The sequence below is a fragment of the Phycicoccus duodecadis genome, assembly GCF_002846495.1.
Lineage (GTDB): Bacteria > Actinomycetota > Actinomycetes > Actinomycetales > Dermatophilaceae > Phycicoccus > Phycicoccus duodecadis.
Genome location: NZ_PJNE01000001.1, coordinates 3,338,779 through 3,365,193, shown reverse-complemented (window position 1 = coordinate 3,365,193; position 26,415 = coordinate 3,338,779). Strand labels below are relative to the sequence as shown.

Here is a 26,415-nt window from a genome sequence, read left to right as displayed (position 1 = left end):
CCGCCGATGGACACTCTTCGTCCCGCGGCGCGGCGCTCAGGGGCCGTAGAACTCCGCCTCGAACGCCGCTCGGGCGCGCCGCGCCACGCGCCGGTAGCGCTCGCCGAGGTCCTGCCCCGTCCCCGCCTCCATCCCGATGATGCGCGCCACCCCGTCGGCGTCGCGGTCGTAGGTCGGCACCGCGTCGACCGCGCGGCCGCGGAACAGCACGCTGGCGTTGCGCATCCGCGAGGCCAGGGTCCACGAGGCGGCCAGGGCCTGAGCGTGGTCCTCGTCGACCAGACCGAGGCGCCGCGCGGCGTCGAGCGCGTCGAGGGTGGACGCCGTGCGCAGCTCGGGATGCTCGTCAGCGTGGCGCAGCTGCACCAGCTGCACCACCCACTCGACGTCCGAGAGGCCGCCGTGGCCGAGCTTGAAGTGCGTCTTGCGGTCGGCGCCGCGGGGCAGCCGCTCGGCCTCGACCCGCGCCTTGAGCGTGCGGATCTCGCGGACCTGACCGGCGTCGAGGCCGCCCTCGGGCCAGCGCAGGGGTGCGATGAGCCCGAGGAAGCGCTCGGCCAGCCCCTCGTCGCCCGCCACCGGGGTGGCCCGCAGCAGGGCCTGGGCCTCCCACACCAGTGACCAGCGGGCGTAGTACTCGCGGTAGGACGCCAAGGAGCGCACCAGCGGCCCGTTCTTGCCCTCGGGCCGCAGCCCGGCGTCGACGTCGAGGGTCGGGTCGGGCCCCGCGCGCCCCAGCAGGGCGATGACCCGGCGCACGACGTCCATCGCCTGGTGCTGGGCGGCGTTCTCGTCGGCGCCCGGCAGGGGGTCGTGCACGAAGAGCACGTCGGCGTCCGAGCCGTAGCTCTGCTCGCGGCCCCCGAGCCGGCCCATCCCGACGACGAGCAGCCGGGTCAGGGGTGGCTGCCCGGCCTCGGCGCACACCGCCTCGTGGCAGACCTCGAGCGTCACCTCGAGCAGGGCCGAGGTGAGGTCGGCCATGGCCGCCCCGAGGTCGGCCAGCGTCAGCGCCCCCGAGAGGTCGGCGACCGCGATCCGGAACAGCTCCGAGCGCCGGATGGTGCGGGCGGCCAGCACCGCCGCCTCGGGGTCGTCCTTGCGCCCGGCGGCCGAGCGCATCCGGCGCAGCACCTCCTCGCGCGAGCGCGGCGTCATCCCCGCCTGGTCGGCGAGGAACTGCACGCACTCGGGCGCCTGCTCGAGCAGGGCGGCCGCCCACCGGCTGCGGGCCAGGGTGTGGGCCAGCCGCTCGGCCGCCGACCCCTCGTCGCGCAGCAGCCGCAGGTACCAGTGCGTGGCGCCGAGCTCGTCGCTGATCCTGCGGAAGGCCAGCAGCCCGGCGTCCGGGTCGGCCTCGTCGGCGAACCACCCGAGCATCACCGGAAGCAGCTGGCGCTGGATGGCCGCCCGCCGGCTCACCCCCGAGGTCAGCGCCTCGAGGTGGCGCAGGGCGCCGGCGGGGTCGCGGAAGCCCAGCGCCGACAGCCGCTCGCGGGCCGCCTCCGGGGTCAGCCGCACGTCCTGGTCCGACAGGCGAGCCACCGCCGAGAGCAGCGGCCGGTAGAAGATGCGCTCGTGCAGCCGCCGCACCTCGCGCCGTCGGGCCCGCCACTGCTCGAGGACGGCCTGGTCCGGCGCGGTGCGGTGGCCCAGGGCCCGGCCGAGGCGGCGCAGGTCGGCGTCCGAGGTCGGCATCAGGTGGGTGCGGCGCAGCCGGTACAGCTGCACCCGGTGCTCGAGCGCCCGCAGGTAGCGGTAGGCGGCGGCCAGCGTGGCCGCGTCGTCGCGCCCGACGTAGCCGCCGGTCGAGAGCGCCTCCAGCGCCTCGAGCGTGGTGGGCCCGCGCAGGGTCTCGTCGGCGCGCCCGTGCACCAGCTGCAGCAGCTGCACCGAGAACTCCACGTCGCGCAGGCCGCCGGCGCCCAGCTTGATCTGCCGGTCGGCCTCGGCCTTGGGGATGTGCTCCTCGACGCGGCGGCGCATGGCCTGCACGTCGGGCACGAAGTTCTCGCGGGTGGAGGCCTGCCACACCATCGGGCCCACGGCCTCCAGGTAGGCCCTGCCCACCCCCTCGTCACCGGCCACCGGGCGGGCCTTGAGCAGCGCCTGGAACTCCCAGGTCTTGGCCCAGCGCTCGTAGTAGGCCCGGTGGCTCGCCACGGTGCGCACGAGCGGCCCGTTCTTGCCCTCCGGCCGCAGGGCGGGGTCGACCTGCCACAGCGACCCGGCGGCGGTCGAGGCCGAGCACAGCCGCATGAGCCGGGTCGCCAGGTCGGTGGCCACCGCCAGGGCCTCGGCCTCCGGCACGCCATCGGCGGCCTCGGCCGCGAACACCACGTCGACGTCGGAGATGTAGTTCAGCTCGCGCCCGCCGGTCTTGCCCATCGCGATGACCGCCAGGCGAGTGGTGTCGGCGGCGGGGCCCACCTCGGCCCGGGCCGCGACCAGCGCTGCCTCCAGCGCCGCGCTCGCCAGGTCGGCCAGCGCGGCCGCCGTGGCCACGAGCACGGCGCTGGGGTCCTCGCTGGTCAGGTCGATCGCGGCGATGCCCAGCAGCTGCTCGCGGTAGCCGATGCGCAGCGCGTCGGCGGGGGTGTGCTCGCCCGGCTCGCGGACCGCCGCGACCAGGCGCTCACGGCGCACGCCGGCGGCGACGGGCGCGGCCTCGGTGACGGCCGTCCAGTGCTCGGGGTGTGCCACGAGGTGGTCGGCCAAGGCGCTGGAGCCGCCGAGGACCGCCAGCAGCCGGCGGCGCGCCACGGTCTCCTGCTGCAGCGCGCTGACGACCTCGGCGCGCAGCCCGGGCACCCGGTCGGCGGCCTCCATGAAGCGCACCAGCCCCAGCAGCGCGCCGTCGGGGTCGGCGGCCCGCGAGAGGCCCTCGCTGAGGCCCCCGGCGTCGATCCGGTCGGGGGTGCCGGCGATGCCGTCGAGCGCGGGGTCGTCGAGCAGCGCGTTGGCGCGGCCGGGGTCGTCGAACCCCAGCCGGGCGACGCCGGCCGGGACGGACTCGGGCGGCCGTGAGCTCACCGGTGAGCCCTCACAGGCTCGGCAGGTACCGCTCGAGCTCGAAGGCCGTCACCTGGTTGCGGTAGTCGGCCCACTCGGCGCGCTTGTTGCGCAGGAAGAAGTCGAAGGTGTGCTCGCCCAGGGTCTCGGCCACGAGCTCGCTGGCCTCCATGGTCTGGATGGCCTCGACCAGGCTGGCCGGCAGCGGCTTGATGCCCATCGCGCGGCGCTCGGCGTCGGTGAGGGCCCACACGTCGTCCTCGGTCTCGGGCGGCAGCTCGTAGCCCTCCTCGATGCCCTTCAGCCCGGCCGCCAGCAGCACGGCGAAGGCCAGGTACGGGTTGCACGCGGTGTCGATGCTGCGGATCTCGACGCGGGTGCTCTGGCCCTTGTCGGGCTTGTACATCGGCACCCGCACCAGGGCCGAGCGGTTGTTGTGGCCCCAGGTGAGGTACGACGGCGCCTCGGCCCCGCCCCACAGCCGCTTGTAGCTGTTGACCCACTGGTTGGTGACGGCCGCGGTCTCGGCGCCGTGCACCAGCAGGCCCGCGATGAACTGCCGGCCCACCTTCGAGAGCTGGTAGGGCGCTCCGGGCTCGTGGAAGGCGTTGGTGTCGCCCTCGAACAGCGAGACGTGCGTGTGCATCCCCGAGCCGGGGTGCTCGGCGAACGGCTTGGGCATGAACGAGGCGTAGATGCCCTGCTCGAGCGCGACCTCCTTGACCACCGTGCGGAAGGTCATGATGTTGTCGGCGGTGGTGAGGGCGTCGGCGTAGCGCAGGTCGATCTCGTTCTGCCCGGGCGCCGCCTCGTGGTGGCTGAACTCGACCGAGATGCCCATCGTCTCGAGCATGGTGATGGCGGCCCGCCGGAAGTCGGCGCTGGAGCCGTGCGGGGTGTGGTCGAAGTAGCCCGAGGTGTCGATGGGCCGCGGGCGCTTCCCGGGCTTCCACCCCTGCTCGAGGAGGAAGAACTCGATCTCGGGGTGGGTGTAGAAGGTGAAGCCCATGTCGGCGGCCTTGGCCAGGGAGCGCTGCAACACGTGCCGGGGGTCGGCCATGCTCGGCGTGCCGTCGGGCAGGGTGATGTCGCAGAACATCCGGGCCGTGCCGTTGCTCTCGCCGCGCCAGGGCAGCACCTGGAAGGTCGACGGGTCGGGCTTGGCGAGCATGTCGGACTCGTAGACCCGCGCGAAGCCCTCGATGACCGAGCCGTCGAAGCCGATCCCCTCGGCGAAGGCCCCTTCGAGCTCGGCCGGGGCGATGGCCACCGACTTCAGCGTGCCGAGGACGTCGGTGAACCACAACCGGACGAACCGGATGTCGCGCTCTTCGATGGTGCGGAGGACGAACTCCTGCTGACGGTCCATGGGTCGAATCCTGCCTCATCCCACGTTTCGTCGGGATGACGTGACACGCGCCGGGGCCGCCGGTCCGTGGACGCCGAAGGGGGCCCGGGCGACTGCCCGGGCCCCCTCCGTGGGAGCGGGATGCTCGTCAGGTCACTTGAAGGCGACCTCGACCATGAGCGTCCGGCCGTTGCGCGTCGACTTCTCGACGGTCATCGACGTGCCCGAGCCCGCGACCTTGGTCGAGCTCCACGGGTTCAGCGGCGACCAGTACTTCGTCGGGTTGCTGTCGTCGAAGGTCGGGATGCCCTTCGAGGACGGAACCGTGGTGGGCGTGCCGTTCTTGTGGAACGTCACCCGGTCGGTGCGCTCGAGGCCGAAGGTGGCGTCGAACGGCTGGCGACGGTTACCCAGCAGCGTCCCGTCGGCGAAGATCACCGGGTTGGGGCGCGCGTCGACCGGGAGGACCAGGCCGGAACCGGGGTGGGTGCTGGTGTTGTTGTCACCGAACGCACCGTTGGCGAACCAGACGAGCAGGCCGTTCTGGTACGGGAACCGCTCGACCCAGTCGGGGCGGGTGTTCGCGAACCCGAAGTTGTACGGACCCGTCCTCAGGGTCTTGTCGTACCCGCTGTAGGTGCGGTTCTCGGCCAGGTACATGTCCCGCACCTGGCGCGAGGTGGTGCCGCTGGTGATCTCGAAGCCACCCGCCGCCGTCCACGCGCCGGCGCCGGCCTCCACGTCGTCGGTCGTGGCGGTGGTGCCCACCGTGGTGGTGATGTCGTCGACGAAGGCCTCGCTCGCGACACCGCCGTCGGTGGCGACCCGGAAGCGGAACTTCACGGCCTGGCCGGCGTACGCCGACAGGTCCCAGGTGCGCTGGGTCCAGGCGAGCGCGTTCTCCGCGTCGCCGTCGACCGACCCGTCGATGCCGTCACCGACCGGGGCCCACGTCGCCCCGCCGTCGGTGGAGACGTCGCCGTAGAGGTAGTCGTAGTCGATCTCGAGGCTCCCCGAGACCCACGCGCTGACCGAGCCGGAGGTCGCACCGGTGAGGTCGACGTCCTCGGCCAGGGTCGAGCTCAGGTTGTTGCCCAGCCCGGACCACCACTCGGCGGTGCCGGAGTGCGGGGTGTTCTTCTTCGTGACGACGGTGCGCTCGGGCAGCGGCACGACGATGGCCTGCGCCTCGCTGGCGGTCACCTTGTCGGCGGAGCCGAGCTTGACCTCGGTGTCCTGGCCGTAGGGCACGACCACCGGGTCGAGCCAGCCGAGCTGCAGCTTCTCCCAGGCACCCATGTAGCCGGGCGTGGTGCCGATGGAGTCCTTGCCCTTGTTCAGCCACGAGCCACCGGACATGAGCGTCCAGAAGCCGGTGCCGTTGTCGCCACCGGCGGTGTCGTAGAGGTCGGGCAGGCCCAGGTCGTGGCCGAACTCGTGCGCGAAGACGCCGAGGCCGCCGTTCTCGGGCTCGGTGGTGTAGTCACCGATCCACAGGCCGGAGTCGCCGAGCGGCACGCCGCCGAGCTTGTTGTTGGCCGGGCCGGTCACGCCCTCGTCGGTCGAGTAGGCGTACCAGCGGTGCGACCAGATGGCGTCCTCGCCCTGGGTGCCGCCACCGGCCTCCTCGCCCTCACCGGCGTGGATGGCCTGGAAGTGGTCGATGTAGCCGTCGGGCTCGTTGAAGTTGCCGTCGCCGTCGTAGTCGTACCGGTCGGCCTTGTCGAACTGGGCCAGGTACTCCTTGATCTGCGCGTCGCTCTTGCCGGCCTTCTTCTGGTCGTCGTACCAGGCCTGCGCGGTGTCCCTCACGAACGGCCAGTAGGTGCTGGCGTCGGAGTACTTGTTCGAGCCGTAGCGGGCCTCGTTGTAGGGCACCTTCACCCAGTCGGAGACGTCGCCCTTGGCCAGGAACCGGCCGTTGGACTGCTTGAGGTAGAAGTCCTTGAACGACTCGCCGTCGCCGAACATCATGTCCAGGTAGTGCTGGCGGCTGAAGTCCGGCTGCCAGTACGTGGAGTTGTCCTTCTTGCGGTCGGGCGCGGCGATCTGGTTGTGCACCGGGCCGGCCGTGCCGCCGGTGGCGCCGTTGACCTTGTCCCCGAAGTCGACGAGGACGGTGAAGATGTCCTCCTCGCGGTCGACGGGGTAGTTGACGTACTTCGTCCTCCCGTCGCCCTTCCCCTTGCGGTTGGTGTCGCCCTTGCTGCTCTTGACCGCGATCACCCGGTTGCCGTTGATCGTGGTGGTCTTCGCCGTCCCGGCCACGAGCTGCTTGACCGCGTCCTCGCGCAACGCGGCCTGGCGCTCCGCCAGCGGGTTGGGCAGGTTGTCGTGCCGTGCGGCCGATGCCTTCTCCGGGGTGTCCGGACCGGCAGGCACCGCTTGCGCCGTGGTGGGCGCGAGCGTCAGGGCGAGGGCCGCGGCGGCCACCCCTGACAGCGCGCTGATGTGTCGTCTCGTCACGAGATCTCCTCCATGAGTGTCCGTCCGTGCCCCTGTCAGTGCGCGGACCCGGGCGACGTAATCACAGTTTTCTCTCAGGAACCGTCAGCGCTCGGTCATTTCTTGGTCAAGGGCCGGTCAAGAGGGCCCACCGCGGCCGGGTGCGACCTCTCCCGGAGGCCGACGTGCGGACGCCGGCGGCGGGCCTACCATCGACGGATGAGCGAGCCCACCACGCCCTCCCCGTCCGCGCCGGCGCCGGAGTCCGTGGCCCCCTACGGCACCGGCGCCCAGGCGGCCCCGCAGCGCCGGGTGCGGGTGCCGCACCTGCTGGCGATGAAGGAGCGCGGCGAGCGCTGGGCCATGCTCACCGCCTACGACATGTACACCGCCGAGATCTTCGACGAGGCGGGCATCCCCGTTCTGCTGGTGGGCGACTCGGCCGGCAACAACGTCTACGGGTTCGAGACCACCGTGCCCGTCACGGTCGACCACCTCGTGCCGCTGGTGCGCGCCGTCACGAGCGCCGCGCGGCGCGCCATGGTCGTCGCCGACCTCCCGTTCGGCTCCTACCAGGCGAGCCCGCAGCAGGCGCTCGCCACCGCGACCCGGTTCATGAAGGAGGGGCTCGCGCACGCCGTGAAGCTCGAGGGCGGCCAGGCGATGGTCCCCGAGGTCGAGCTGCTGGTGCGCGCCGGCATCCCGGTCATGGGACACATCGGCTTCACCCCGCAGAGCGAGCACGTGCTGGGCGGCTACAAGGTCCAGGGGCGCGGCTCCGGTGCCGACCGGCTGCTCGAGGACGCCCTGGCCCTCGAGGCGGCGGGCTGCTTCGCCGTCGTCATGGAGATGGTGCCCGCGCCGGCGGCCGCGGCCGTCACGGCGGCCCTGCGCATCCCCACCATCGGCATCGGGGCCGGCCCCGACTGCGACGCCCAGGTGCTGGTCTGGCAGGACATGGCCGGCCTGCGCGGCGGCCGGGCGCCGCGCTTCGTCAAGAAGTACGCCGACCTGCGCGGTGACCTGCTGGGCGCGGCCCGCAGCTACGCCGCCGACGTCGCGGGCGGGACCTTCCCCGCCGCCGAGCACTCCTTCGAGGCCTGAGGAACGCGGTGAGCACCGAGGAGCGTCCGAGCGGCATGTGGAGCCCCGACAACCCCGCGCCGCGCCCGGGGCCGACGACCCGCTGGGCCGGCCACCAGCGCGGTCCGGCCGCGGCCCGCGCCTACCGGCAGCGCTTCCTGGACCTCGCCGCCGCCGGGCAGGACGTGCACGGCGAGGCCCGCTTCGTGACCGAGCTCGTGCCGCCGCCCTCGCGGGTCCTCGACGCCGGGTGCGGCTACGGGCGGGTGGCCAGCGAGCTGACGCGGCTGGGCCACTACGTGGTCGGCGTCGACGCCGACCCCGACCTGGTGGCCCTGGCGCGGGAGGACCGCGACACGCGGTTCCTGGTCGCCGACCTCTCGACCCTCGACCTGCGCGCCGAGCAGGAGTTCCACGTCGTCCTGCTGGCCGGCAACGTGGTGCCGTTCCTCGCCGACGGCACCCTGCCGGCGGTGCTCGGGCGGATGGCATCGCACCTCACGCCCGGCGGGTACCTGGTGGCCGGGTTCGGGCTCGCCGGAGCCCTGCCCGAGGGGGCGGCGCCCGTGGCGCTGCCCGACTACGACCGCTGGGCGCGCGCCGCGGGGCTGTCGTACATCGGCCGGTGGTCGACCTGGGACCGGCAGCGCTTCACGCCCGAGAGCACGTACGCGCTCTCGGTGCACCGCCTCCTCGGCGGCTGAGGGCTCAGGCGGGGTCGGACCCGCCTGCGCCGCGCTCGTCCCACTCGCGGTCCTCGGCGTCCCACGCCTCGGTGCGCTCCTTGGCGCTCTGCAGGGCGTTGCGGGCGGCGTCCTCGGTGGCGTACGGCCCCAGGACGTTCGCGTCCTGGCTGCGGGTCTCGTCGGTCTCGACCTGGCCGGTGTCGACGTTGAACCAGTAGGGCATCGCGGGTCTCCTTCGTGCGGACGGTCTGCCTAGACTCACCGTATGCCGTCGACCTCCGCCCGTGTCGCTCCCGGCCGGCTCTCCCCGCGGCGCGCCGTCCCGGCCTCCATCCCCCGCCCCGAGTACGTCGACCGGCCGCAGCCCGCCACCTACACCGGCCCCGAGGTCAAGGACGCCGACACCATCGCCCGGATGCGGGTCGCGGGGCGCATCGCCGCCGACGCCATGGCCGTCGCCGCCGCCGTCATCGCCCCCGGGGTCACCACCGACGAGATCGACCGGGTCGGCCACGAGTACCTCCTGGACCACGGCGCCTACCCGTCGACGCTCGGCTACCGGGGGTTCCCGAAGTCGCTGTGCACCTCGGTCAACGAGGTCGTCTGCCACGGCATCCCCGACGACCGCCCGCTCGAGGACGGCGACATCGTGAACATCGACATCACCGCGTTCGTCGACGGCGTGCACGGCGACACCGACGCCACCTACCTCGTCGGCGACGTCGACGAGGAGTCGCGCCTGCTGGTCGAGCGCACCCGCGAGGCGATGATGCGCGGCATCCGCGCCGCGCGGCCGGGGCGCGAGGTCAACGTCATCGGGCGCGTCATCGAGTCGTACGCCAAGCGCTTCGGCTACGGGGTGGTGCGCGACTTCACCGGGCACGGCATCGGCACCGCGTTCCACAGCGGCCTGATCATCCCGCACTACGACGCCGCGCCGGCGTACTCGACCGTCATCGAGGCCGGCATGACCTTCACCGTCGAGCCGATGCTCAACCTCGGCACGCCCGACTGGGAGATGTGGGACGACCGGTGGACGGTCGTCACCAAGGACCACCGACGTTCGGCACAGTTCGAGCACACCATCCTCGTCACCGAGGACGGTCCCGAGATCCTCACCCTGGGAGAGGCAGCAGCATGAGCACCGGACACCCCCTCGGCATCGACGTCGGCGGCAGCGGCATCAAGGGCGCGCCCGTCGACCTCGAGAAGGGCGACTTCGCCCAGAAGCGGCTGCGCATCGACACCCCGCTGGTCTCGACGCCCGAGGCGGTGTGCGAGGTGATCGCCCTGGTGGTCGAGCACTTCGACGAGGTGCGCAGCGACTCCCCCATCGGCGTCACGATCCCCGGGGTCGTGCAGCACGGCGTGGTCAAGACCGCTGCCAACATCGACAAGTCGTGGATCGGCTGCGAGATCGAGAAGCTGCTCGAGGACCGGCTCCAGCACGACGTCGTCGTCGTCAACGACGCCGACGCCGCGGGCGTGGGCGAGCTCAACTACGGCGCGGCCCGGGGCCACGACGGGCTCGTCATCCTCACGACCCTCGGCACCGGCATCGGCACCGCCATCTTCAACCAGGGTGTCCTGGTGCCGAACTCCGAGCTCGGGCACCTCGAGATCGGTGGCTCCGACGCCGAGCCGCGCACCGCGAGCTCGGCCAAGACCCGCGAGGGCCTCAGCTACGCCGAGTGGGCCGAGCGCCTGCAGCTGTACTACCGCCACCTCGAGGACCTCATGTGGCCCGACCTGTTCGTCGTCGGGGGCGGGGTCTCCAAGGACGCCGACGAGTTCCTGCCGCTGCTCGACATCCGCACCCCGATCATCCCGGCGACCCTGAAGAACAAGGCCGGCATCATCGGCGCTGCGGTGCTGGCCGCCGCCTCGCAGCGACGGCACGGCCGGCACACCGGCTGACGCCTCACTCCCCGGCGCGGAACTCCGTGGCGCCCCGGCCGGCGAGGTCGTGGATGCGGGTGTTCGGCCCGCCCAGCTGCGCGGCCTGGCCCAGGTAGAGGGCGCGGCCGCGCGGCTGCAGCAGCCCGTCGTGCACGGGCACGGCGTGCGGGGCGTCGAGGCGGCGCAGGAAGGCCGTCATCTCGCGGCTGCGGGCCCACGGGGCCTGCAGCGGGAACGCGAGCACGTCGACGGAGCCGGGCTGCCCGTCGAGGGCGTCGCCGGGGTGGAACACGCTGGGCTCACCGTCGGCGTCGAGGCGCACGCCGACGTTGGGGATGCGCGGGATGTCCTCGTGGATGAGGGCGTGGGTGTCGCCGACCGGGGTGAGGGTGACCGCACCGACGGTGGTCGGCCCGCGGTGCGCCTCGGCCTCGACGCCCAGCCCCGCCAGGACGTCGACGCTGCCCGGGTCGCTCAGCACCCGCGCCCCGGCGTTGGCCCGCAGCAGGTCGCCGACCCGCTCGGGGTCGAGGTGGTCGGGGTGCTGGTGGGTGACGACGACGGCGTCCAGGTCACGCACGTCGGAGAACCCGTCGGCGAAGGTGCCGGGGTCGATGAGGACGCGGGCGTCGGCGATCTCGACGAGGAGGCAGGCGTGGCCGAGGTGGGTGATGCGCATGGGCCCACGCTAGGGGCCGGGCCGCACGCGTGGGGCGCCGTGGTCGGGCGTCAGCCGACGGCGGGCTCGCTGCGGTGATCGATGGTCGGGACGTCGGCGTCGGCCCGGACGGCGGCGTCGACGATCTCGGCCGCCTCGACCAGGTCGTCGGGGAGCACGGTGACCCCGGCCGGGACCTCGGTGAGACCGGCGGCGCCCGCGCCCGCGATGAAGAGCGGGACGGTCCGGCCCAGCCGGGCCAGCGAGGGCAGGCGCGCCTCGAAGGAGGAGCGGCGGACCCCGGCGAGCACGCAGGCGTCGGCCTTGAGGAAGCGGGCGGCCTCACCGACCGCCGTCATCGGGGAGTTGGCGCCCAGGCTGACCACCCGCCACCACCGGGCGTGCAGCATGGCCCCGAACAGCTCGAGCGGGAGGTCGTGCAGCTCCTTCGGGGGGCAGGCCAGCACGACCGTGCGCGCCTGCGCGCCCTGCACCGGCAGTCGCAGCTCGCCGAGGACGCCGCGGAAGGCGCTGGAGACGAAGTGCTCGTGCACCACGCCGAGCCGCCCGGCCTCCCAGTCGTCGCCGACCTGCTTGAGCACGGGCATGATCACGCGGGTGACCGTGGCGTCGACCCCGGAGGCCAGCAGCGCGTCGAGGAGGAGGTCACGCACGGTGCCGCCGTCGAGCTCCCGCGTCGCGGACATGACGAGCTCACGCGCCGCCGCGAGGTCGGTGGCGGGGTCCGGGGTCACTGCGCTGCTCCTGGCTGCCGAGGTGATGGAAGGTGCAACATAACCGCCGGAGACCGGATCCATGCGCCGTGGGTCCGAGAACCGCCCGTTCGCAGGCCCCGCCCGGACCCGGCGGACCCGACCGCCGGTCGAGCGGCGGCCCGGCCGTAAGGTCGGAGGGAGACCCCCGCGCGACGCCCCCTGGGCCGGTCGCGCTCGTCCCCCGAGCATCCGCACCCGCAGGCAAGGAGTGAGCCCCGTGAACGTCGCAGTCCAAGCCGGGATGTGGGGGCTGCTCGCCGGCGGCGCGCTCGTCGTCGGGGCGCTGGTCGCCTGGTTCGTCCACGTCCCCCAGAAGGTCATCGCCGGGATCATGGCGTTCGGTGCCGGGGTGCTGATCTCGGCGCTGGCTTTCGACCTCGTCGACGAGGCCGAGACGACCGGGGGCCTGGTCCCCACCATCGGCGGCTTCCTCGGCGGTGCGGCCGTCTATGTGGCCGCCAACGTGCTGCTGGCGCGCCGCGGGGCGCGACACCGCAAGCGCTCCGGTGAGCAGCAGCCCTCCGAGGACGAGCAGGAGGGCAGCGGCGCCGCCATCGCGATCGGCGCGCTCCTCGACGGCATCCCGGAGTCGGTCGTGCTCGGGTTGTCCCTCCTGGGTGGTGGGGGCGTCGGCGTGCCGGTGCTGGCCGCCATCTTCATCAGCAACCTGCCCGAGGGGCTGTCCAGCGCCGCGGGGATGAAGTCCAACGGGCGCAGCATCCGGTACGTCTTCGGGGTCTGGGTCGGGATCGCCGTCGCCAGCGGCCTGGCCGGGCTGCTCGGCGTCCTCCTCCTCGACGGCGCCGCCCCCGAGACCATCGCGGTCATCACCGCGGTGGCGGCCGGCGCCATCCTGGCGATGATCGCCGACACCATGATCCCCGAGGCGTTCGAGCGGACCCACCTCTACGCCGGGCTCCTCGCCACCCTCGGCTTCATCACGGCCTTCACGATCGGGCGCGCGTAGGCGCCGAGGAGACCACCCAGCCGGGAGAGGGCGCAGCCGCGATCAGAACGAGACCGCCTCCTGGTCGTGACCGGGGATCTGGTACGTCATCTGGAACCCGCAGCCCGCCCCGAGCGGGCCGCCGAAGGAGCTGAGATAGGCGCCCGCGTAGAACTGCTGCTGCACCGTGAGGGGACCCAAGCCGCGGACCAGGTTGCCAGGGACCTGCTGGGCCATCCCCTGAGCCTGGGCCGCGGGCGCCCAACGCCCTAGGAACATCGTCACCAGGTCGGCAGCGACAGAGGGCGTCTCGAGGCACGGGCCTCGCTGCGCGGCGCACGGGGAGCTGTGCGGCATCAGGTAGTCGTAGTGACCCCCTCCCGTCAGGACCGCCCGGTAGCGGGGCAGGGGCAGCTCCTGGAACCGGCCGAGGTCGACATCCCCCTCGCTCGCATCCTTGACGAACAGCATGGGAGCGGCGATCGCGCGCTGAGCCTCCGTCGGGTCGCCGAAGGACCCGTGCCAGTCGCCGCTGAGGGAGACGTAGGCCTGGACGCCCTGGTCGGCGGCGACCAGCCCGGCCAGGACGCTGCCCCGCGAGTGCCCGACCATCACCGTCGCGGGCGCAGCAGCGACGAGCCCGCCATGCACCCACCGCGTCCGGACCCACCGCATCACCGACCGGACCAGCGCCACCTCCGCCTCGGATGCAGCCCGGCCCGAGAGCCGGGGAACCACCACGACGTAGCCCGCCCGTGCGAGCTGCATGGCCAACGGGCTGTTCGCCCAGGCGAGGTAGTGGGTGTCCTGGGCCGCCTTGCACTCACCGTGCAGGAGCACCACGAGCGGGTAGGCGCCACAGCGATGCAGGATCTGGGCGTTCTGGGGACTGCCGTCGATCGACGGGAACAGGATGCTCATCGACGTCGGCGGAAAGATCCCTGCGTGCAGACCCCCCGGGTCCAAGGTCGCCGTCGCCCTCGCGGTGCCCTGCACCTCGTCCGGCCGGCGGTCGGTGCCCGGCTCGTCCGTGGGGACCCGAGCCGACGCCATGGGTGCGACCACCGGCGGGCCGACGTGGTGGACTCCCCAGAACACCGGTGCCAACGCGTGGGGTTGCCACGGGATGGCGCAGCCGTCCTCCTCCCGCTGCTGGAGCGCGCGACCGGTCGCCGCCACCAGGTCCCGCAGCACATCGAGAAGGCCCATACCGCAGTATCCGACCGCCCCCTCGCCGCGGCAAGAGCCCGACCCGTCGGCTCCGGCACTCTCACGCGGCGTACTGAGCCGCTCCGCGAGAGCCCGAAGGCGGGAGGGAGAGGCCATCCCCGTGGGGGTGGACGAGTCGGGCTGTAGGCCGGGTTCTGTCCCGCGCCGCCGTTGCCGGTGACGCGGTGACGGTCATCCATCTCGGGTGGCCGTTACCGACCACCTCCAGCGCCCTACCCGTGTGCTCGGACGGGCCGCCCTCGAACGCACACTGTCTGGGCTTGCTCCGGATGGGGTTTACCGAGCCGACCTGGTCACCCAGGCCGCTGGTGGTCTCTTACACCACCGTTTCACCCTTACCCCGCCCGCTCGCGCGGCCGGGGCGGTCTGTTCTCTGTGGCACTGTCCCGCGGGTCACCCCGGGTGGCTGTTGGCCACCATCCTGCCCTTCGGAGCCCGGACCTTCCTCGGCGGTGGTTGCCCACCGACGCGACCGTCCGCCCGACTCGTCCGCGCCCAGTGTAGGGGCCGCCGGGCGACGCCCGGCGCCGGCCTCAGGCCGGGGTGAGCACGACCGACCCCGCGGCCAGGTCGACCTTCTCGACGCGCACCGTGACGGCGCTGCCGAGGGCGGCGCGATCGCCGGTGACCTTGGCCAGCACCGGCAGGTCGACGAGCTGGACCTCCATCCCCTTCTCGAGATGGTCGACGACCACCGCCTCCAGGGTCTGCCCCTCGCGCCCGGCGAGCACCGCGGCCTCGGTGGCGTCGGCGCAGGCCCGCTCGGCCGCACGCGCCACCCGGTCGGACGCCGTCATCAGCTCGGGCACCAGCGGCAGGGCCTCGCGGATGCCGGCCGGCACCGGCGCCCCCCGGCCGACGGCCTCGCAGACGACCAGCCCGAACCGGTCGACGAGGCGCCGCAGCGGGGCGGTGACGTGGGCGTACGGGGCGGCGACGGCGGCGTGCTCGCGCTGCTCGGGCGGGGTGCCGTCGAAGGCGGTGTAGCCGGCGCCGCGGAACAGCGAGGTCGCCTCATGGATGAGCGCGAGGTGGTGCGGGTCCGTGCGGTCCAGCCCGCGCACCAGGTCGCCGTAGGTCACCCCCTGCGGCCAGTCGACCCCGAGGCCGCGAGCGGCCCGACGGAAGCGCGCCACGGCATCCTCGGTGGGCGCCGGCATGGTGCGCAGGATGCCGACCCCGGCCTCCAGCATCATCGCGGCGGCGGCCATCCCGGTGAGGAGCGACAGCTGGGCGTTCCACTCCTCGGCCGGCACCGGCGGGCGGAACTCGAGGGTGAAGCCGCCGTCGGGCCGCTGGGCGACCTCCTGCTCGGGCATCGGCAGGTTGGCGCCACCGCGGGCCTTCTCCTGGGCGATGCGACGCTCCCCCACCTCCTTGAGCAGGAGCAGCATCGGGTCGCCCGAGCCGTCGTCGACGCCCCGCTGCACCCCGGCGTAGTCGAGCCGCTGGGTGCTGCGGACGAGGGCACGGTGCACTTCGGAGGCCGTGAGCACGCCCGCGCCGTCGAGCCGCAGGTCCCACACGAAGGCGGGCCGCACCTCGCCCGGCAGCAGGCTGGCCGCCGCCTCCGACAGCACCGGCGGATGCAGCGGCACCCGCTCGTCGGGGCAGTAGACGGTCTGCCCGCGCTCGCGGGTGACCCGGTCGAGGGCGCCGTCGAGGGCCACGAACGACGGGACGTCGGCGATGGCGTACCGCACCCGGTGGCCGTCGCCATCACGCTCGATGTGCAGCGCCTGGTCGAGGTCCATCGAACCGGGCGGGTCGATCGTCACGTAGGGGACGTCGGTCTCGTCGCGGCCCGGAGGGTCGGGCGGGGATGCCGCCACCGCCTCGGCCTCGGCGAGCGCGTCGGGCGGGTACGGGCCGTCGATCCCGAGCTCGGCGCGGATGGCGGCGTAACGCGCCCGCAGCGCGCCCTCGACCCCCCGGTCGGTGTCGACGTCGACGGGGCGGAGCACGATCCTGGGACGCGGCATGAGACCCAACCTAACCTCCGTACGCTGGGCCGGTGCTGATCCTGCTCCCTCCGTCGGAGTCGAAGTGGAACCGCCCGCGCGGGCGGCCGGCCGACCCGGACACCTGGTCCTTCCCCGCCCTCGGCCCCACCCGTCGCGCGGTCGCCGACGCCCTGGCCGCGGTGAGCGCCCGCAGTGAGGCGACGACGGTCCTCGGGGTGTCCGAGGCGCTGCGGCCCGAGGTCGACCGCAACCTCCTCCTGGAGTCCCTGCCGGCCACGCCAGCCGCCCAGGTCTACACCGGCGTCCTCTACGACGCCCTCGACCTGGCCTCGATGGATGCCGCGGCGCGGCGGCGGGCCAACCGGTGGCTGGTGGTCGTCTCGGCGCTGCACGGCGCGGTGCGCCCCACCGACCGCATCACCGCGTACCGGCTGGCGATGGGCGTCGACCTCCCGGGCGTCGGGGCGCTGGCCCCGTTGTGGCGCAGTGCCCTCGACGCGCCGCTGACCGAGGCCGCCGGCAACGGCGTGGTCGTCGACTGCCGTTCCGCCGCCTACGCCGCGGCCTGGCGGCCCGGGCCGGAGGTCGCTCCGCGCTGGGTGCAGGTGCGAGTGCCCGGGGCCAGCCACCACGCCAAGCACACCCGCGGTCTCGTCGCCCGGCAGCTCTGCGTCTCCGGGGTCGCGGCCCGGTCGGTCCCTGCCGTCGCCGACACCCTGGCCGGCGCCTTCGAGGTCGAGCTGCACGAGCCGGCCCGCCGCGCCGCGCCCTGGGTCCTCGACGTGCAGGCGCCGTGAACGGGGCGGAGGCCGTCGCCCTCACCGAGCGCCTGCTGCCCGTCGTCGTGTTCCTCCTCGCCATCACCGTGACCGCCGAGCTGTCGGAGCGGGCCGGCGTCTTCGACGTCGCAGGGCACGGGGTGGCGCGGCTGGCCGGCGGGCGCCGCTGGGTCTTGTGGGTGCTGTTCTCGGCGCTGGCCGTCGTCGCGACCGTCGTGCTCTCGCTCGACACCACGGCCGTCCTGCTGACCCCGGTCGGGCTCGCCGTGGCGGCCCAGGTGGGCCTGGACCCGCGGCTGCTGGCGGTCACCACCCTCTGGATCGCCAACACCGGCTCGCTCCTGCTGCCGGTCTCGAACCTCACCAACCTGCTGGCGCTGCACACCCTCGAACGCGACGGTGCGGGACACGCCGACTACGTCCGGGCCGCCGCCGCCCCGGCGCTGGTGGCCGTCGCCGTCACCCTCGCCCTCGTCGCGCTCCTGCACCGGCGCAGCCTGCGAGGGCGCTACACCGCCGCCGCCCCGCCGGCCGGGCACGACCCGGTCCTGCTGCGCCTGGCCGCGGGAGTGTGTCTCGTCATCGGGCCGCTGTTCGCGCTCGGCGCCCCGCCGTGGCTGGTCGCCCTCGCCGCCGCCGGGGTGCTGCTGGCCGTCACGGCCTGGCGCGACCGCGCGCAGCTGGCCGGCCTGGCGGTGCCGTGGCTGATGGCGGCCGGCTTCGTGGCGGTGTCGGTGGTGGTCGACGTGCTCCAGCGCCACGGCCTGTCCGACCTCGTCACCGCGACCCTCCCCCGCGGCGAGACGGCCGGCGCCCTGCTGGCGGTGGGCGGCGCCGGTGCCGGGCTCTCGAACGTCGCGAACAACCTGCCGGCCTACCTGGCACTCGAGCCGGTGGCGGGCGGCTCCGTCACCCGCCTGCTCGCCCTGCTCGTGGGCACCAACGCCGGGCCGCTGGTCACGCCGTGGGCCTCGCTCGCGACCCTGCTCTGGATCCAGCGCTGCCGGGCCCGCGACGTCGTCGTGCCGTGGCGCTGGCTGGCGCCGGCCGGGCTGCTGTGCGCCGTCCTCGTCGTCACGTCCTCCGTCCTGGCCCTGGCCGCCGTCCGCTGAGCCCCAACCTTCGACAGCCGGAAGCGGGAACGACCGCCCGGCCGTTGCACCGGGTGGACACCAGTGGGGAACCGACGGATGGAGCACACGTGACGGTGATCGACGGCATCGGCCGGGCGGCGCAGCGGCGCCTCGGGCACGCCCTGCGAGCACGGGTGGCGGGCGACGACGCGAGCGAGCGGGCCGCCGTCATCTGGGGCCGGGCCGGCGAGCGGTGGTTCACCCCCGAGGACCCCGTGTGGCGGGTGCACGCCGACGCCGCGATGTTCCCGGGCGGGGTGGCCGCGCTGCTCCTGCAGTCGCTGCACCCGTCGGCCATGGCCGGCGTGGCCGGGCACAGCGGCTACCGCGGCGACCCCTGGGGCCGCCTGCAGCGCACCTCGGGCTTCCTGGCCACGACCACCTTCGGCACCGTCGAGGACGCCGAGGCCGCGATCGCGCGGGTGCGCGGCATCCACGAGCGGGTCCGCGGCAAGGACGACGACGGCGTGGCCTACCGCGCGTCCGACCCCGACCTGCTGCGCTGGGTGCACGTCGCCGAGGCCTGGAGCTTCCTCACCGCCTACCAGCGCTACGCGGCCGACCCGCTGACGGCCGCCGAGTCCGACCTGTACGTCGAGCAGGCGGCCCGGGTCGCGCGGCTGCTCGGGGCCACGGACGTGCCCACCGACGTGGCCGGCCTGCTGGCCGCCCTCGACGGGTACCGGCCGGTGCTGCGCGCCACCAGCGCGGCCCAGGACGCGGCGAGCTTCCTGCTGCTCGACCCTCCACTGCCGTGGACGGCGCGCCCCGGCTACGCGCTGATCGCCTCGGGTGGCGTCGCGATCCTGCCGGGATGGGTGCGCCGTGAGCTGCGGCTGCCGGTGCCGGACCCCGTAGCGGGCGCGGCGGGGCTGCTGGGCCTGGTCGGCACGCGTACGGTGCGCTGGGCCATGGCCGGTGTCGCCGAGGAGCGGCGGGTCACGCCGCGGCGGTGACGATCTCGTCGATGCGCTCGAGGGTGGCGGCCATGTTCCGGCGCGTCATCGGCTCCATCCGGCGCACGAACAGCTTGCTCGGCGCGGCCTCCTTCGTGATGTCCCAGCTCTCGGTCACCAGGGTGCCGCCCTCGACGGGCTCGAGCACGTAGCGCCAGATGCGACCGCCCAGGAACGGCGAGGCCGGCCCCTCGGCCAGGGTCTGCCAGGCGATGCGCCGGTTCTCCTCGAGCTCGACCACGGTGTTGCTCGTGCGGTAGGGCAGCCCGATCTTCATGTCCATCCCGAAGCGGTCGCCGAGGCCGAGGCGCCGCCCGCCGCTGCGGGCGCCCTGCACCGAGCCGCCCCCGTCGATGCGGGCGTGGCCGGCCGGGTCGACGAGCAGGTCGAAGATGGGCTCGGGAGGCGCCGGGATGAGGCGCTGGACGGAGACGACGTCGCGGGAGGGCATGGTCGCGACGCTAACAGTCGGGGGAGGCGTGCTCCGCCACCCCCGGAGGTCAGCGGCGGCCGGTGTCCAGGGTGGCCTCGGCGGCGGCCAGGGCCCGGTCGAGGTCGGCGGTGAGGTCGTCGACGTCCTCGAGACCGACGGAGATGCGCACGGTGCCGTCGGTGATACCCACCTCGGCGCGCGCCTCGGGCGAGAGCCGGCGGTGCGTGGTGGTGGCGGGGTGGGTGGTCATCGACTTCGCGTCGCCGAGGTTGTTCGAGATGTCGACGATCCGGAAGGCGTCGAGCATCGCGAAGGCCGCGTCCTTGCCGCCCTCGACCTCGAGGGTGAGCACGGTGCCGGCGCCGCCCTGGAGCTGGCGCAGCGCGAGCTCGTGCTGGGGGTGGCTCGCGAGGTGCGGGTACACGACGCGGCGGAGCCCGCGCCCCTCGCCCTGCCAACGTTCGAGGGTGGTCGCCAGGCTGAGCGCGCTGCCGGCCATGGCCCGCACCCGCAGGTCGAGGGTCTCGAGGCCCTTGGTCAGCACCCACGCGTTGAACGCCGACATCGACGGCCCGGTGTGCCGCATCAGGTTCTTGACCGGACCGCGCACGAAGTCGGCCGGGCCCAGGACGGCCCCGCCGAGGACGCGGCCCTGGCCGTCGATGTGCTTGGTCGCCGAGTACACGACGATGTCGGCACCGTGGGCCAGCGGGTGACTGAAGACCGGCGTGCCGAACACGTTGTCGACGACCACCCGGGCGCCGGCGGCGTGGGCCAGCTCGGCGACGGCGGCGATGTCGACGAGCTCCTGCATCGGGTTGCTGGGGGTCTCGAAGAACACCGCCGTGGTCGGCGTCGCCAGCGCCCCGCGCCACTGGTCGAGGTCGGTGCCGTCGACGAACACGGTCTCCACCCCCCAGCGCGGCAGGATCTCGTCGAGGATGACGAAGCACGAGCCGAAGAGGGCCCGTGAGGCCACGACCCGGTCACCGGCACCGCACAGCGCGGCCATCGCGGTGAAGACGGCCGACATCCCGGACGCGGTGGCGAAGCAGGCCTCGGCACCCTCGAGCAGGCTCAGCCGGTCCTCGAACATCGACACCGTGGGGTTGCCGTAGCGGCTGTAGATGTAGTGGTCGACCTCGTCCTTGAAGGCGGACTCGGCCTGGGCGGCGGACTCGTAGACGAACCCCGAGGTGAGGTACAGCGCCTCGGCGGTCTCGTCGAAACCGCTGCGGCTCAGGCCACCCCGGACGGCGAGGGTGCGCGCGCGGGCGTCGTCGGGCAGGGGCACGGCGACCTCAGCCCTGCCGCCACGGGAGACCGGAGTTCTTCCACCCGCCGACGGTGCGGTGCTGCTCGGGGTCGTGCGGCCCCTCGAACCCGTCGACGACGTTGTAGGCCGGGCCGAGGCCCGCGGCCGTCAGGGCCTCGGCGGCCGCGCGGGACCGGACTCCGCTGCGGCACAGCAGGTACACGGGCCGACCGGCCTCGAGTCCGGCGGCGCGTACCTCGTCGACGAAGGCGCCGTTGAGGGCACCGTCCGGGTAGCGCGACCACTCGACGAACGCCACCTCGCGGCCGGCGCCGGCCAGGTCGGGCACGCCGACGTAGGTCCACTCGGCCTGCGTACGCACATCGACGAGCAGGGCGTCGTCGGGGCCGGTGGCCGCCGCGAACGCCTCCTCCGGAGTGACGTCACCTGCGTAGCTCATCCTCCGAGGGTAGGACGGCGGCCGCGAGATCGCCGTGGCGTCTCAGTCGGTCGGCACGCGGGCGGCGGGGAGACGACCCGTGATCGAGGCCGAGAAGGGGTCGGAGCCGGCCTCCACGCCGATCCGGGAGCCGCCCGATGGTTTCAATATCGTTCTGCTGCAGGCGTACACCGGTCGAGGAATCCTTGCTATCGCACGCGTGTTCGGGTATCATTGCTCCATGGACAGGGGGCGGCTCAGCAGCCGTATCGCGGCCGCGCGTGCGGAGGTCGCAGCACTGGGTCGCGAGCTGGCCGAGCACGGCCGAAGCCTGGATGCGGGCGAGTGTTACGAGCTGGCCGGTGAGGCGCAGAAGCTGGCGAACGCCGCTGATGGTCTCGTGTCCGTGAGTGCCGCGTTGGGGGCTCGGGTCGAGGTGCGGCTGTCGGGGGACGGGCCGGTGGAGCGGACGCATGCGGTGGGGTACGTGGACCAGATGGCGCCCAGCCTCGTCGCTCTAGAAGCGGGCCTGACGGAGGGGCTGGCCGGAAGGAAGGTCCACCTCGGCGCGGCCCTCGGTGAGCGGTTCCCCCTGGTCCGCGACCGGGTCCTGGCCGGTGACGTGGCGGCGGCGACGGCGCACAAGGTGGTCGACGCCTGTGCGGGGCTGGACGTCGAGGCGTGCGGGCGGGTCGATGCCGAGGTGTCGGGTCGGTTGGCCGACCTGGACCCGGCCCAGGTGACCGCGCACGTCCGCCGCGTCGCGACCCGGGTCGCGGCCGACCAGGTCGCCGCGCAGGTCGCGAAGACCCGCCGCACCCGGACGGTGGAGGTGCGGCCCGGCCCGGACGGCCTGACCGACGTGTACGCGCTCCTCCCCACCGCGACCGTGGCCGCGGCCTGGGCGGCGACCGAGCAGCTCGCGTCCGAGTACCGGCAGGTCGACGACACCCTCACCCTGAGCGAGGCCCGGGCGGACGCGTTCGGCGACCTGCTCCTGCGCAACGTGACGGTCAGTGCCTCGGTCACCCTCGGAGTGCCGGTGGTCACCGACCGACCCGCGCCCGAACCCGCAACCGTCGAGACCATCGAGGTCCCCTGGGCCGACGACGACACGGTCATCGACGCCTACACCGGCGAGGAGACCCGCTTCGCCGACCTCCCCCCGGAGGCACAGCGGCTGTTCGAGACCACGACCATGACCGTCGACCCGGACCTCACCCCGGTACCCATGGCGCAGGTCAGCCCCGGGTTCGCGGTCTCCGGCACGCAGCTGCCCGGGCTGGGCTGGGTCGACGCCGCCACCGTCGCCAACCTCCTCAAGACCCTCCCGATGGACGTCGCGCGGGCCGTGCTCGACGCCGACAACGGCACCCTGGCGTCCCTGACCACCAGCGCCTACCGCCCACCCCGGGCCATGCGCGACTTCGTCACCACCCGGGACGGGACATGCCGCATGTGGGGCTGCCCGAGACGCGCCGAGTACACCGACCTCGACCACACCAAACCCTGGCCCGACGGCGCCACCTCACCGACCGACCTGGCGTGCCTGTGCCGGCGGCACCACCGGCTGAAGCAACAAGGCCGCTGGCGCCCCACCCTCGACCCCGACGGCACCCTCACCTGGACCTCACCCTCCGGCACGCGCCGCGTCACCGAACCGACCCACCGCATCCATGTGCCGGCCGATGACGCCCCACCGTTCTGAGCAACCCGTCCGGGGTCAGACGAGGTCCAGTTCGAAGCGGCGCAGCACCGGGTGCGGAGGGAAGAGCGACCACGACACCTCGTCGGTGCGCCGCCACCCACGCCGCTGGTAGAACCGGATCGCCCGGTGGTTCTCGTCGAACACCCGCAGCCAGACCTTCCGATGCCCCTGCTCACGGAGGAGTCCGACCACCGCGTCGTGCACGATCCCCGCCACCCCGCTCCCCCACGTGGAGACGGCCGTCCCGAAGTGGAACAGCTCGTCGCCCCGGGTCGCGGCGAAGCCGACCAGCTCACCGGCCCGGACCGCGGCCAGGCAGTCGGTGCGGGCGTCGGCCAGCTCGGCCACCCAGCGCCGCCGCACCTCCTCGGTCGGGAACGGGTGCTCGTCCTGGGGGAAGACGTGGGCCAGGGCGGCCACGCTCCCCTCCCGCTGGAGGGGCAGCAGCGCGTCCAGGTCGTCCGGGCGAAGCGGTCGCAGCACGGTCACGGGGCCGACCACGTCAGGTGCGGTTGGTGAAGGCGACCGACACGTCGTCGTCGCCCCACACCTCGACCCCGGCCAGCGACCCCGCCGCCACGGCCAGCCGGGCGCGGCGCTCGTCGGGGATGCCCAGCACGTGGGCCAGCACCGCCTGCACGACCTCGACGGGGCACACGACGACGGTGGTGCCGCCGCGCGCGACCACGCGGTCCCACGCGTCGACCACCTCGCCGGTGGGCGACCAGGCGGCGTCCACGACCGAGCCCACATCCAGGAGGTCCCCCACCTCGGCCGCGGTCTCGACGGCGTCGTCAGCCGGTGCGGTGACCAGGCAGCGCGGGGCACCGCCGAGCAGCCGCTGCACCGACGCGGCGGTGGTCGAGCGCGCCGCGTCCGACCTGGCCTCGGCCACGAGGACGACCCGCACCGGCGTGCCGGCCCGCCGCGGCACCGGGGCGCACGCGGCCGCGCTGGCCCCTCCGGTGGGACCCTCGTCCGCCGCATCGTCACCGGCCGCGTCCGACGACGCGCCGCCGCCGTCGTGGCGCCGGTCGACGGTCAGCCCGTCCATCCCGTCGTTCGACAGGGCGTCGGCGTCCTTGTTCTCGGCCCGTGGGATCCACTCGTACCGCACCGAGCCGCCGGCATCGCGGATGGCCGTGACGAGGTCACGCGCCTGCAGCGCCAGGCGGCGCATGTCCTCGTGCTTGATCTTCCAGCGCCCGGCCATCTGCTCGACCACCAGCTTGGAGTCCATCCGCACCAGCACGGTGGCCCCGGGGTCGATGGCCGCGGCCGCCTCGAGCCCGGCGATCAGCCCGCGGTACTCGGCGACGTTGTTCGAGACCTTGCCCAGCGGCTCGGCCCGCTCGGCCAGCAGCGCGCCGGTGGCCGTGTCGCGCACCAGGGCTCCGTACCCGGCGACGCCGGGGTTGCCCCGCGACCCGCCGTCGGCCTCGACGGTGAGCCGCCGGCTCACAGCCCGGACTCGGCGGTGCGCACCAGGATGCGGCGGCACTCCTCGCAGCGCAGGACCTCGTCCTCGGGCGCCGAGCGCAGACGCTGGAGCTCGACGGGGTTGATGTCGAGCTGGCAACCGCCGCAACGGCGCTGGCGCAGCTCGGCCGCACCCATCCCGCCGGAGCCCGCGCGGATCTTCTCGTAGAGGGTGACGAGCTCGTCGCCCACGTCACCCACCAGGGTGTCGCGGGGGGCCGCCACCTGGCCGGCCTCGGCGTCGAGCCGCGCCAGCGCCTCGTCGCGGGCGGCCTCGAGGGCCCGGATGCGCTCGGTCAGCTCGCCGCGACCGCGCTCGAGCTCGCGCACGTCGTGCTCGGCGGCCTCAGCGCGCTCCATCACCTCGAGCTCGACCTCCTCGAGGTCGCTCTGCCGGCGGGCGAGCGAGACCAGCTCGTGCTGGATGGCCTGCAGGTCCTTGGCGGTGCCGGTACCGGCGTCGAGGCGGGCCTGGTCGCGGGCGGCGCGGTCGCGGACCAGCTGGACGTCGGACTCGGCGCGGGCGACCTCGCGTTGCACGTCGTCGAGCTCGGTGCGCGAGCGCACCAGCTGGTCGTCGATCAGCCGGGCCTTGCCCTCGAGATCCGCCAGCTCGGCGAGCTGCGGGAGGGTGCGCTTGGCGTGCGCGATCTGGTCGAGCCGGGTGTCGACCGCCTGGAGGTCGAGCAGCCGCAGCTGGCGGGTGGGCTCGGCTCTCACGGGGTACCTCTTTCGTCGGCACCGACGACGAACGTCCAGGGGTCGGTGCGCACTGTGCTGATGTGGGTCTCCACCCTAGTGGCGGCGCCGCCGAGCCCCGCGCGCAGCGCCCGCTCCGCGCGGGCCAGCCACACCTGCTCGCTGGCCCAGTGCCCGGCATCGACCAGGTAGGGCGGCCCGCCGCGCGACTCCTCGCGGGCCTCGAGCACGGGATGGTGGCGCAGGTCGGCCGTCACGTAGACGTCGGCACGGGCGGCGCGCACGGCGTCGAGCTGGTCGTCGCCGGCCCCGCCCAGCACCGCCACCCGGCGGACCGCCGCCTCCGGAGGGCCTGCCACCCGGAGGCCCACCGCGGTGGCCGGCAGCCGTGCCGCCAACCCCTCGGCGAAGGCGCGCAGAGGCATCGCTGCCGGCAGGTCGCCCACGCGCCCCAGCGGCCGGTCCTCGACCAGCGCCAGCGGCTCGACGGCATCCAGGCCGCAGGCCTCGGCGAGGGCCACGCAGACCCCCTCGGCCGCGACGTCGGCGTTGGTGTGCGCCACGTAGAGCGCGACGTCGCCGACGACGAGGTCGGTGACGGTCGCACCCTTGGCCGACGTCGTGGCCACCGAGTGCACCCCGCGCAGCAGCAGGGGGTGGTGGGTCAGCAGCAGGTCGGCACCCAGGTCACGGGCCTCGGCGACCACGGCCAGGGTGGGGTCGACGGCCAGGTGGACGCGCCGCACCGGCTGGTCGGGGTCGCCCGTCACGAGCCCCACCCGGTCCCAGGACTGCGCGGTGCCGGGCGGGTAGAGCCGCTCGAGCACGTCGAGCACCTCCCGCAGGGTCAGGGGTGCATCGTCGCTCACGTGGGCCCGGCCGGGATCGAACCGACGACCGACGCGGTGTAAACGCGGCGCTCTACCAGCTGAGCTACAGGCCCTCGGCGGCCCACCCTGCCACGGGCGGATCCGGCCGAGCCGACATTGTGGCAGGTCGGCGTGCTCAGGCCGACAGGCCGGCGGCCTCGAGCCGCAGCCCGCTGAAGTCGCGGGGCTCCCCGGTGCCGTTGACCAGGGTCCACGCGATGCGCCCGTCGCGGCCGACCAGGAAGGTGCCGCGCAGGGCGGCCCCGGTGGTCTCGTCGAGCACGCCGTAGGCCCGCGCGACGCGGCCGTGCGGCCACGCGTCGGACAGCAACGGGAAGAAGTAGCCCTGGATGTCGGCCCAGGCACGTGCGCTGTAGACGGCGTCGCAGGAGATGCAGACGACCTGGAGGTCGTCGCTGACGAAGTGCTCGAGGTGGTCGCGGATCTCGTCGAGCTCGCCGGTGCAGATCCCCGAGAACGCCCACGGGTAGAACACCACGACCACGTTGCGGGTGGCGGTCAGCTCCGAGAGCGAGACGTCGGCGCCGTTCTGGTCCCTGAGGGTGAAGTCGGGCGCGAGGTCTCCCACACCGAGGGGCTGGTCGGGGGCGCTCATGG

Annotated in this window: 25 protein-coding genes, 1 tRNA gene and 1 other RNA gene; 9 read left to right on the top strand and 18 right to left on the bottom strand. The window is 73.9% G+C overall.

Annotated elements, in window-relative coordinates:
- Positions 1-36: 36 nt before the first annotated feature.
- The 3 genes from ATL31_RS15600 to ATL31_RS15590 all read right to left on the bottom strand — a co-directional run bounded on the left by ATL31_RS15600 (position 37) and on the right by ATL31_RS15590 (position 6,826).
- The gene (locus ATL31_RS15600; RefSeq protein ID WP_101396845.1) at positions 37-3,033 is read right to left on the bottom strand and encodes a bifunctional [glutamine synthetase] adenylyltransferase/[glutamine synthetase]-adenylyl-L-tyrosine phosphorylase; all 2,997 of its coding nucleotides are present in this window, start codon (positions 3,031-3,033) and stop codon (positions 37-39) included.
- Between the two features lie 10 nt (positions 3,034-3,043).
- Entirely contained in the window at positions 3,044-4,381 is a 1,338-nt protein-coding gene (glnA, locus tag ATL31_RS15595; protein ID WP_101396843.1) for a type I glutamate--ammonia ligase, read from the bottom strand.
- A 132-nt stretch (positions 4,382-4,513) separates the two neighbouring features.
- Positions 4,514-6,826 carry an immune inhibitor A domain-containing protein gene (locus ATL31_RS15590; RefSeq protein WP_101396841.1) on the bottom strand — a complete coding sequence of 771 codons (2,313 nt, stop codon included), beginning with the start codon at positions 6,824-6,826 and terminating at the stop codon, positions 4,514-4,516.
- Positions 6,827-7,024: 198 nt separating this feature from the next.
- Here ATL31_RS15590 and panB point away from each other — a divergent pair, with 198 nt between their 5' ends.
- Both panB and ATL31_RS15580 read left to right on the top strand, forming a co-directional pair.
- Positions 7,025-7,909, top strand: coding sequence for a 3-methyl-2-oxobutanoate hydroxymethyltransferase (gene panB / locus ATL31_RS15585; protein ID WP_101396839.1), 885 nt, complete (start codon positions 7,025-7,027; stop codon positions 7,907-7,909).
- An 8-nt stretch (positions 7,910-7,917) separates the two neighbouring features.
- Positions 7,918-8,592 carry a class I SAM-dependent methyltransferase gene (locus ATL31_RS15580; RefSeq protein WP_211284048.1) on the top strand — a complete coding sequence of 225 codons (675 nt, stop codon included), beginning with the start codon at positions 7,918-7,920 and terminating at the stop codon, positions 8,590-8,592.
- A gap of 4 nt (positions 8,593-8,596) precedes the next feature.
- Here ATL31_RS15580 and ATL31_RS15575 read toward each other — a convergent pair whose 3' ends face one another.
- Positions 8,597-8,797 (bottom strand): methionine aminopeptidase, encoded by a 201-nt coding sequence (locus ATL31_RS15575; RefSeq protein ID WP_101396837.1) that lies wholly within the window; start codon positions 8,795-8,797, stop codon positions 8,597-8,599.
- 42 nt (positions 8,798-8,839) lie between these two features.
- Here ATL31_RS15575 and map point away from each other — a divergent pair, with 42 nt between their 5' ends.
- Both map and ppgK read left to right on the top strand, forming a co-directional pair.
- Entirely contained in the window at positions 8,840-9,715 is an 876-nt protein-coding gene (map, locus tag ATL31_RS15570; protein ID WP_101396835.1) for a type I methionyl aminopeptidase, read from the top strand.
- The gene (ppgK, locus tag ATL31_RS15565) at positions 9,712-10,491 is read left to right on the top strand and encodes a polyphosphate--glucose phosphotransferase (RefSeq protein ID WP_101396833.1); all 780 of its coding nucleotides are present in this window, start codon (positions 9,712-9,714) and stop codon (positions 10,489-10,491) included. The genes map and ppgK overlap by 4 nt, the downstream gene beginning before the upstream one ends.
- 4 nt (positions 10,492-10,495) lie before the next feature.
- On the opposite strand, the gene ATL31_RS15560 is transcribed toward ppgK, so the two are convergent.
- Both ATL31_RS15560 and ATL31_RS15555 read right to left on the bottom strand, forming a co-directional pair.
- Positions 10,496-11,152, bottom strand: coding sequence for an MBL fold metallo-hydrolase (locus ATL31_RS15560; RefSeq protein ID WP_101396831.1), 657 nt, complete (start codon positions 11,150-11,152; stop codon positions 10,496-10,498).
- 50 nt (positions 11,153-11,202) lie between these two features.
- Positions 11,203-11,886 (bottom strand): cobalamin B12-binding domain-containing protein, encoded by a 684-nt coding sequence (locus tag ATL31_RS15555; protein WP_158239858.1) that lies wholly within the window; start codon positions 11,884-11,886, stop codon positions 11,203-11,205.
- 262 nt (positions 11,887-12,148) lie between these two features.
- Here ATL31_RS15555 and ATL31_RS15550 point away from each other — a divergent pair, with 262 nt between their 5' ends.
- The gene (locus tag ATL31_RS15550; RefSeq protein ID WP_425440342.1) at positions 12,149-12,874 is read left to right on the top strand and encodes a ZIP family metal transporter; all 726 of its coding nucleotides are present in this window, start codon (positions 12,149-12,151) and stop codon (positions 12,872-12,874) included.
- A gap of 42 nt (positions 12,875-12,916) precedes the next feature.
- Here the strand turns inward: ATL31_RS15550 and ATL31_RS16350 are convergent, their stop codons facing one another.
- From ATL31_RS16350 to ATL31_RS15540, 3 genes are all read right to left on the bottom strand, one after another.
- Positions 12,917-13,774, bottom strand: coding sequence for an alpha/beta hydrolase family protein (locus tag ATL31_RS16350; protein WP_158239857.1), 858 nt, complete (start codon positions 13,772-13,774; stop codon positions 12,917-12,919).
- A 416-nt stretch (positions 13,775-14,190) separates the two neighbouring features.
- Positions 14,191-14,571, bottom strand: an RNA gene (rnpB, locus tag ATL31_RS15545) — RNase P RNA component class A.
- 45 nt (positions 14,572-14,616) lie between these two features.
- Positions 14,617-16,065 (bottom strand): RNB domain-containing ribonuclease, encoded by a 1,449-nt coding sequence (locus ATL31_RS15540; RefSeq protein ID WP_101396827.1) that lies wholly within the window; start codon positions 16,063-16,065, stop codon positions 14,617-14,619.
- 32 nt (positions 16,066-16,097) lie between these two features.
- On the opposite strand from ATL31_RS15540, the gene ATL31_RS15535 reads away from it, so the two are divergent.
- The 3 genes from ATL31_RS15535 (at position 16,098) to ATL31_RS15525 (ending at position 18,915) form a co-directional block, all read left to right on the top strand.
- Entirely contained in the window at positions 16,098-16,844 is a 747-nt protein-coding gene (locus tag ATL31_RS15535; protein ID WP_101396825.1) for a YaaA family protein, read from the top strand.
- Positions 16,841-17,938 carry an SLC13 family permease gene (locus ATL31_RS15530; protein WP_101396823.1) on the top strand — a complete coding sequence of 366 codons (1,098 nt, stop codon included), beginning with the start codon at positions 16,841-16,843 and terminating at the stop codon, positions 17,936-17,938. The genes ATL31_RS15535 and ATL31_RS15530 overlap by 4 nt, the downstream gene beginning before the upstream one ends.
- Positions 17,939-18,027: 89 nt before the next feature.
- Complete coding sequence (locus ATL31_RS15525) at positions 18,028-18,915, top strand: oxygenase MpaB family protein (protein WP_211284047.1); 888 nt, start codon at positions 18,028-18,030, stop codon at positions 18,913-18,915.
- Here ATL31_RS15525 and ATL31_RS15520 read toward each other — a convergent pair.
- From ATL31_RS15520 to ATL31_RS15510, 3 genes are read right to left on the bottom strand one after another with little or no spacing between them, the layout of a single operon-like run.
- Positions 18,899-19,366: an SRPBCC family protein gene (locus ATL31_RS15520; protein WP_101396821.1), complete on the bottom strand. Its 468-nt coding sequence runs from the start codon at positions 19,364-19,366 to the stop codon at positions 18,899-18,901. The two genes, ATL31_RS15525 and ATL31_RS15520, sit on opposite strands and share 17 nt — an antisense overlap.
- Positions 19,367-19,415: 49 nt before the next feature.
- The gene (locus ATL31_RS15515; protein ID WP_101396819.1) at positions 19,416-20,642 is read right to left on the bottom strand and encodes an O-succinylhomoserine sulfhydrylase; all 1,227 of its coding nucleotides are present in this window, start codon (positions 20,640-20,642) and stop codon (positions 19,416-19,418) included.
- A 7-nt stretch (positions 20,643-20,649) separates the two neighbouring features.
- Positions 20,650-21,063: a rhodanese-like domain-containing protein gene (locus tag ATL31_RS15510; RefSeq protein WP_101396817.1), complete on the bottom strand. Its 414-nt coding sequence runs from the start codon at positions 21,061-21,063 to the stop codon at positions 20,650-20,652.
- 220 nt (positions 21,064-21,283) lie between these two features.
- Here ATL31_RS15510 and ATL31_RS15505 point away from each other — a divergent pair, with 220 nt between their 5' ends.
- Entirely contained in the window at positions 21,284-22,750 is a 1,467-nt protein-coding gene (locus ATL31_RS15505) for an HNH endonuclease signature motif containing protein (protein ID WP_101396816.1), read from the top strand.
- Positions 22,751-22,765: 15 nt separating this feature from the next.
- Here the strand turns inward: ATL31_RS15505 and ATL31_RS15500 are convergent, their stop codons facing one another.
- The 6 genes from ATL31_RS15500 to ATL31_RS15475 all read right to left on the bottom strand — a co-directional run bounded on the left by ATL31_RS15500 (position 22,766) and on the right by ATL31_RS15475 (position 26,413).
- Entirely contained in the window at positions 22,766-23,239 is a 474-nt protein-coding gene (locus ATL31_RS15500) for a GNAT family N-acetyltransferase (protein ID WP_101397728.1), read from the bottom strand.
- A gap of 13 nt (positions 23,240-23,252) precedes the next feature.
- Positions 23,253-24,212 (bottom strand): reverse transcriptase-like protein, encoded by a 960-nt coding sequence (locus tag ATL31_RS15495; RefSeq protein WP_101396815.1) that lies wholly within the window; start codon positions 24,210-24,212, stop codon positions 23,253-23,255.
- Positions 24,209-24,949, bottom strand: a complete 741-nt coding sequence (locus ATL31_RS15490; protein ID WP_101396814.1) for a zinc ribbon domain-containing protein — start codon at positions 24,947-24,949, stop codon at positions 24,209-24,211. The genes ATL31_RS15495 and ATL31_RS15490 overlap by 4 nt, the downstream gene beginning before the upstream one ends.
- Complete coding sequence (locus ATL31_RS15485) at positions 24,946-25,797, bottom strand: Nif3-like dinuclear metal center hexameric protein (protein WP_101396813.1); 852 nt, start codon at positions 25,795-25,797, stop codon at positions 24,946-24,948. The genes ATL31_RS15490 and ATL31_RS15485 overlap by 4 nt, the downstream gene beginning before the upstream one ends.
- 1 nt (position 25,798) lies before the next feature.
- Positions 25,799-25,871, bottom strand: a tRNA-Val gene (locus tag ATL31_RS15480).
- A gap of 62 nt (positions 25,872-25,933) precedes the next feature.
- Entirely contained in the window at positions 25,934-26,413 is a 480-nt protein-coding gene (locus ATL31_RS15475) for a peroxiredoxin (protein ID WP_101396812.1), read from the bottom strand.
- Positions 26,414-26,415 lie beyond the last annotated feature (2 nt).

What these genes read in the sequence shown, in the direction of transcription:
- glnA (WP_101396843.1), bottom strand. Translation starts at nt 4,381, where the DNA reads ATGGACCGTCAGCAGGAGTTCGTCCTCCGCACCATCGAAGAGCGCGAC.
- panB (WP_101396839.1), top strand. Translation starts at nt 7,025, where the DNA reads ATGAGCGAGCCCACCACGCCCTCCCCGTCCGCGCCGGCGCCGGAGTCC.
- ATL31_RS15575 (WP_101396837.1), bottom strand. Translation starts at nt 8,797, where the DNA reads ATGCCCTACTGGTTCAACGTCGACACCGGCCAGGTCGAGACCGACGAG.
- map (WP_101396835.1), top strand. Translation starts at nt 8,840, where the DNA reads ATGCCGTCGACCTCCGCCCGTGTCGCTCCCGGCCGGCTCTCCCCGCGG.
- ppgK (WP_101396833.1), top strand. Translation starts at nt 9,712, where the DNA reads ATGAGCACCGGACACCCCCTCGGCATCGACGTCGGCGGCAGCGGCATC.
- ATL31_RS15560 (WP_101396831.1), bottom strand. Translation starts at nt 11,152, where the DNA reads ATGCGCATCACCCACCTCGGCCACGCCTGCCTCCTCGTCGAGATCGCC.
- ATL31_RS15550 (WP_425440342.1), top strand. Translation starts at nt 12,149, where the DNA reads ATGTGGGGGCTGCTCGCCGGCGGCGCGCTCGTCGTCGGGGCGCTGGTC.
- ATL31_RS16350 (WP_158239857.1), bottom strand. Translation starts at nt 13,774, where the DNA reads ATGAGCATCCTGTTCCCGTCGATCGACGGCAGTCCCCAGAACGCCCAG.
- ATL31_RS15540 (WP_101396827.1), bottom strand. Translation starts at nt 16,065, where the DNA reads ATGCCGCGTCCCAGGATCGTGCTCCGCCCCGTCGACGTCGACACCGAC.
- ATL31_RS15520 (WP_101396821.1), bottom strand. Translation starts at nt 19,366, where the DNA reads ATGCCCTCCCGCGACGTCGTCTCCGTCCAGCGCCTCATCCCGGCGCCT.
- ATL31_RS15510 (WP_101396817.1), bottom strand. Translation starts at nt 21,063, where the DNA reads ATGAGCTACGCAGGTGACGTCACTCCGGAGGAGGCGTTCGCGGCGGCC.
- ATL31_RS15505 (WP_101396816.1), top strand. Translation starts at nt 21,284, where the DNA reads ATGGACAGGGGGCGGCTCAGCAGCCGTATCGCGGCCGCGCGTGCGGAG.
- ATL31_RS15475 (WP_101396812.1), bottom strand. Translation starts at nt 26,413, where the DNA reads ATGAGCGCCCCCGACCAGCCCCTCGGTGTGGGAGACCTCGCGCCCGAC.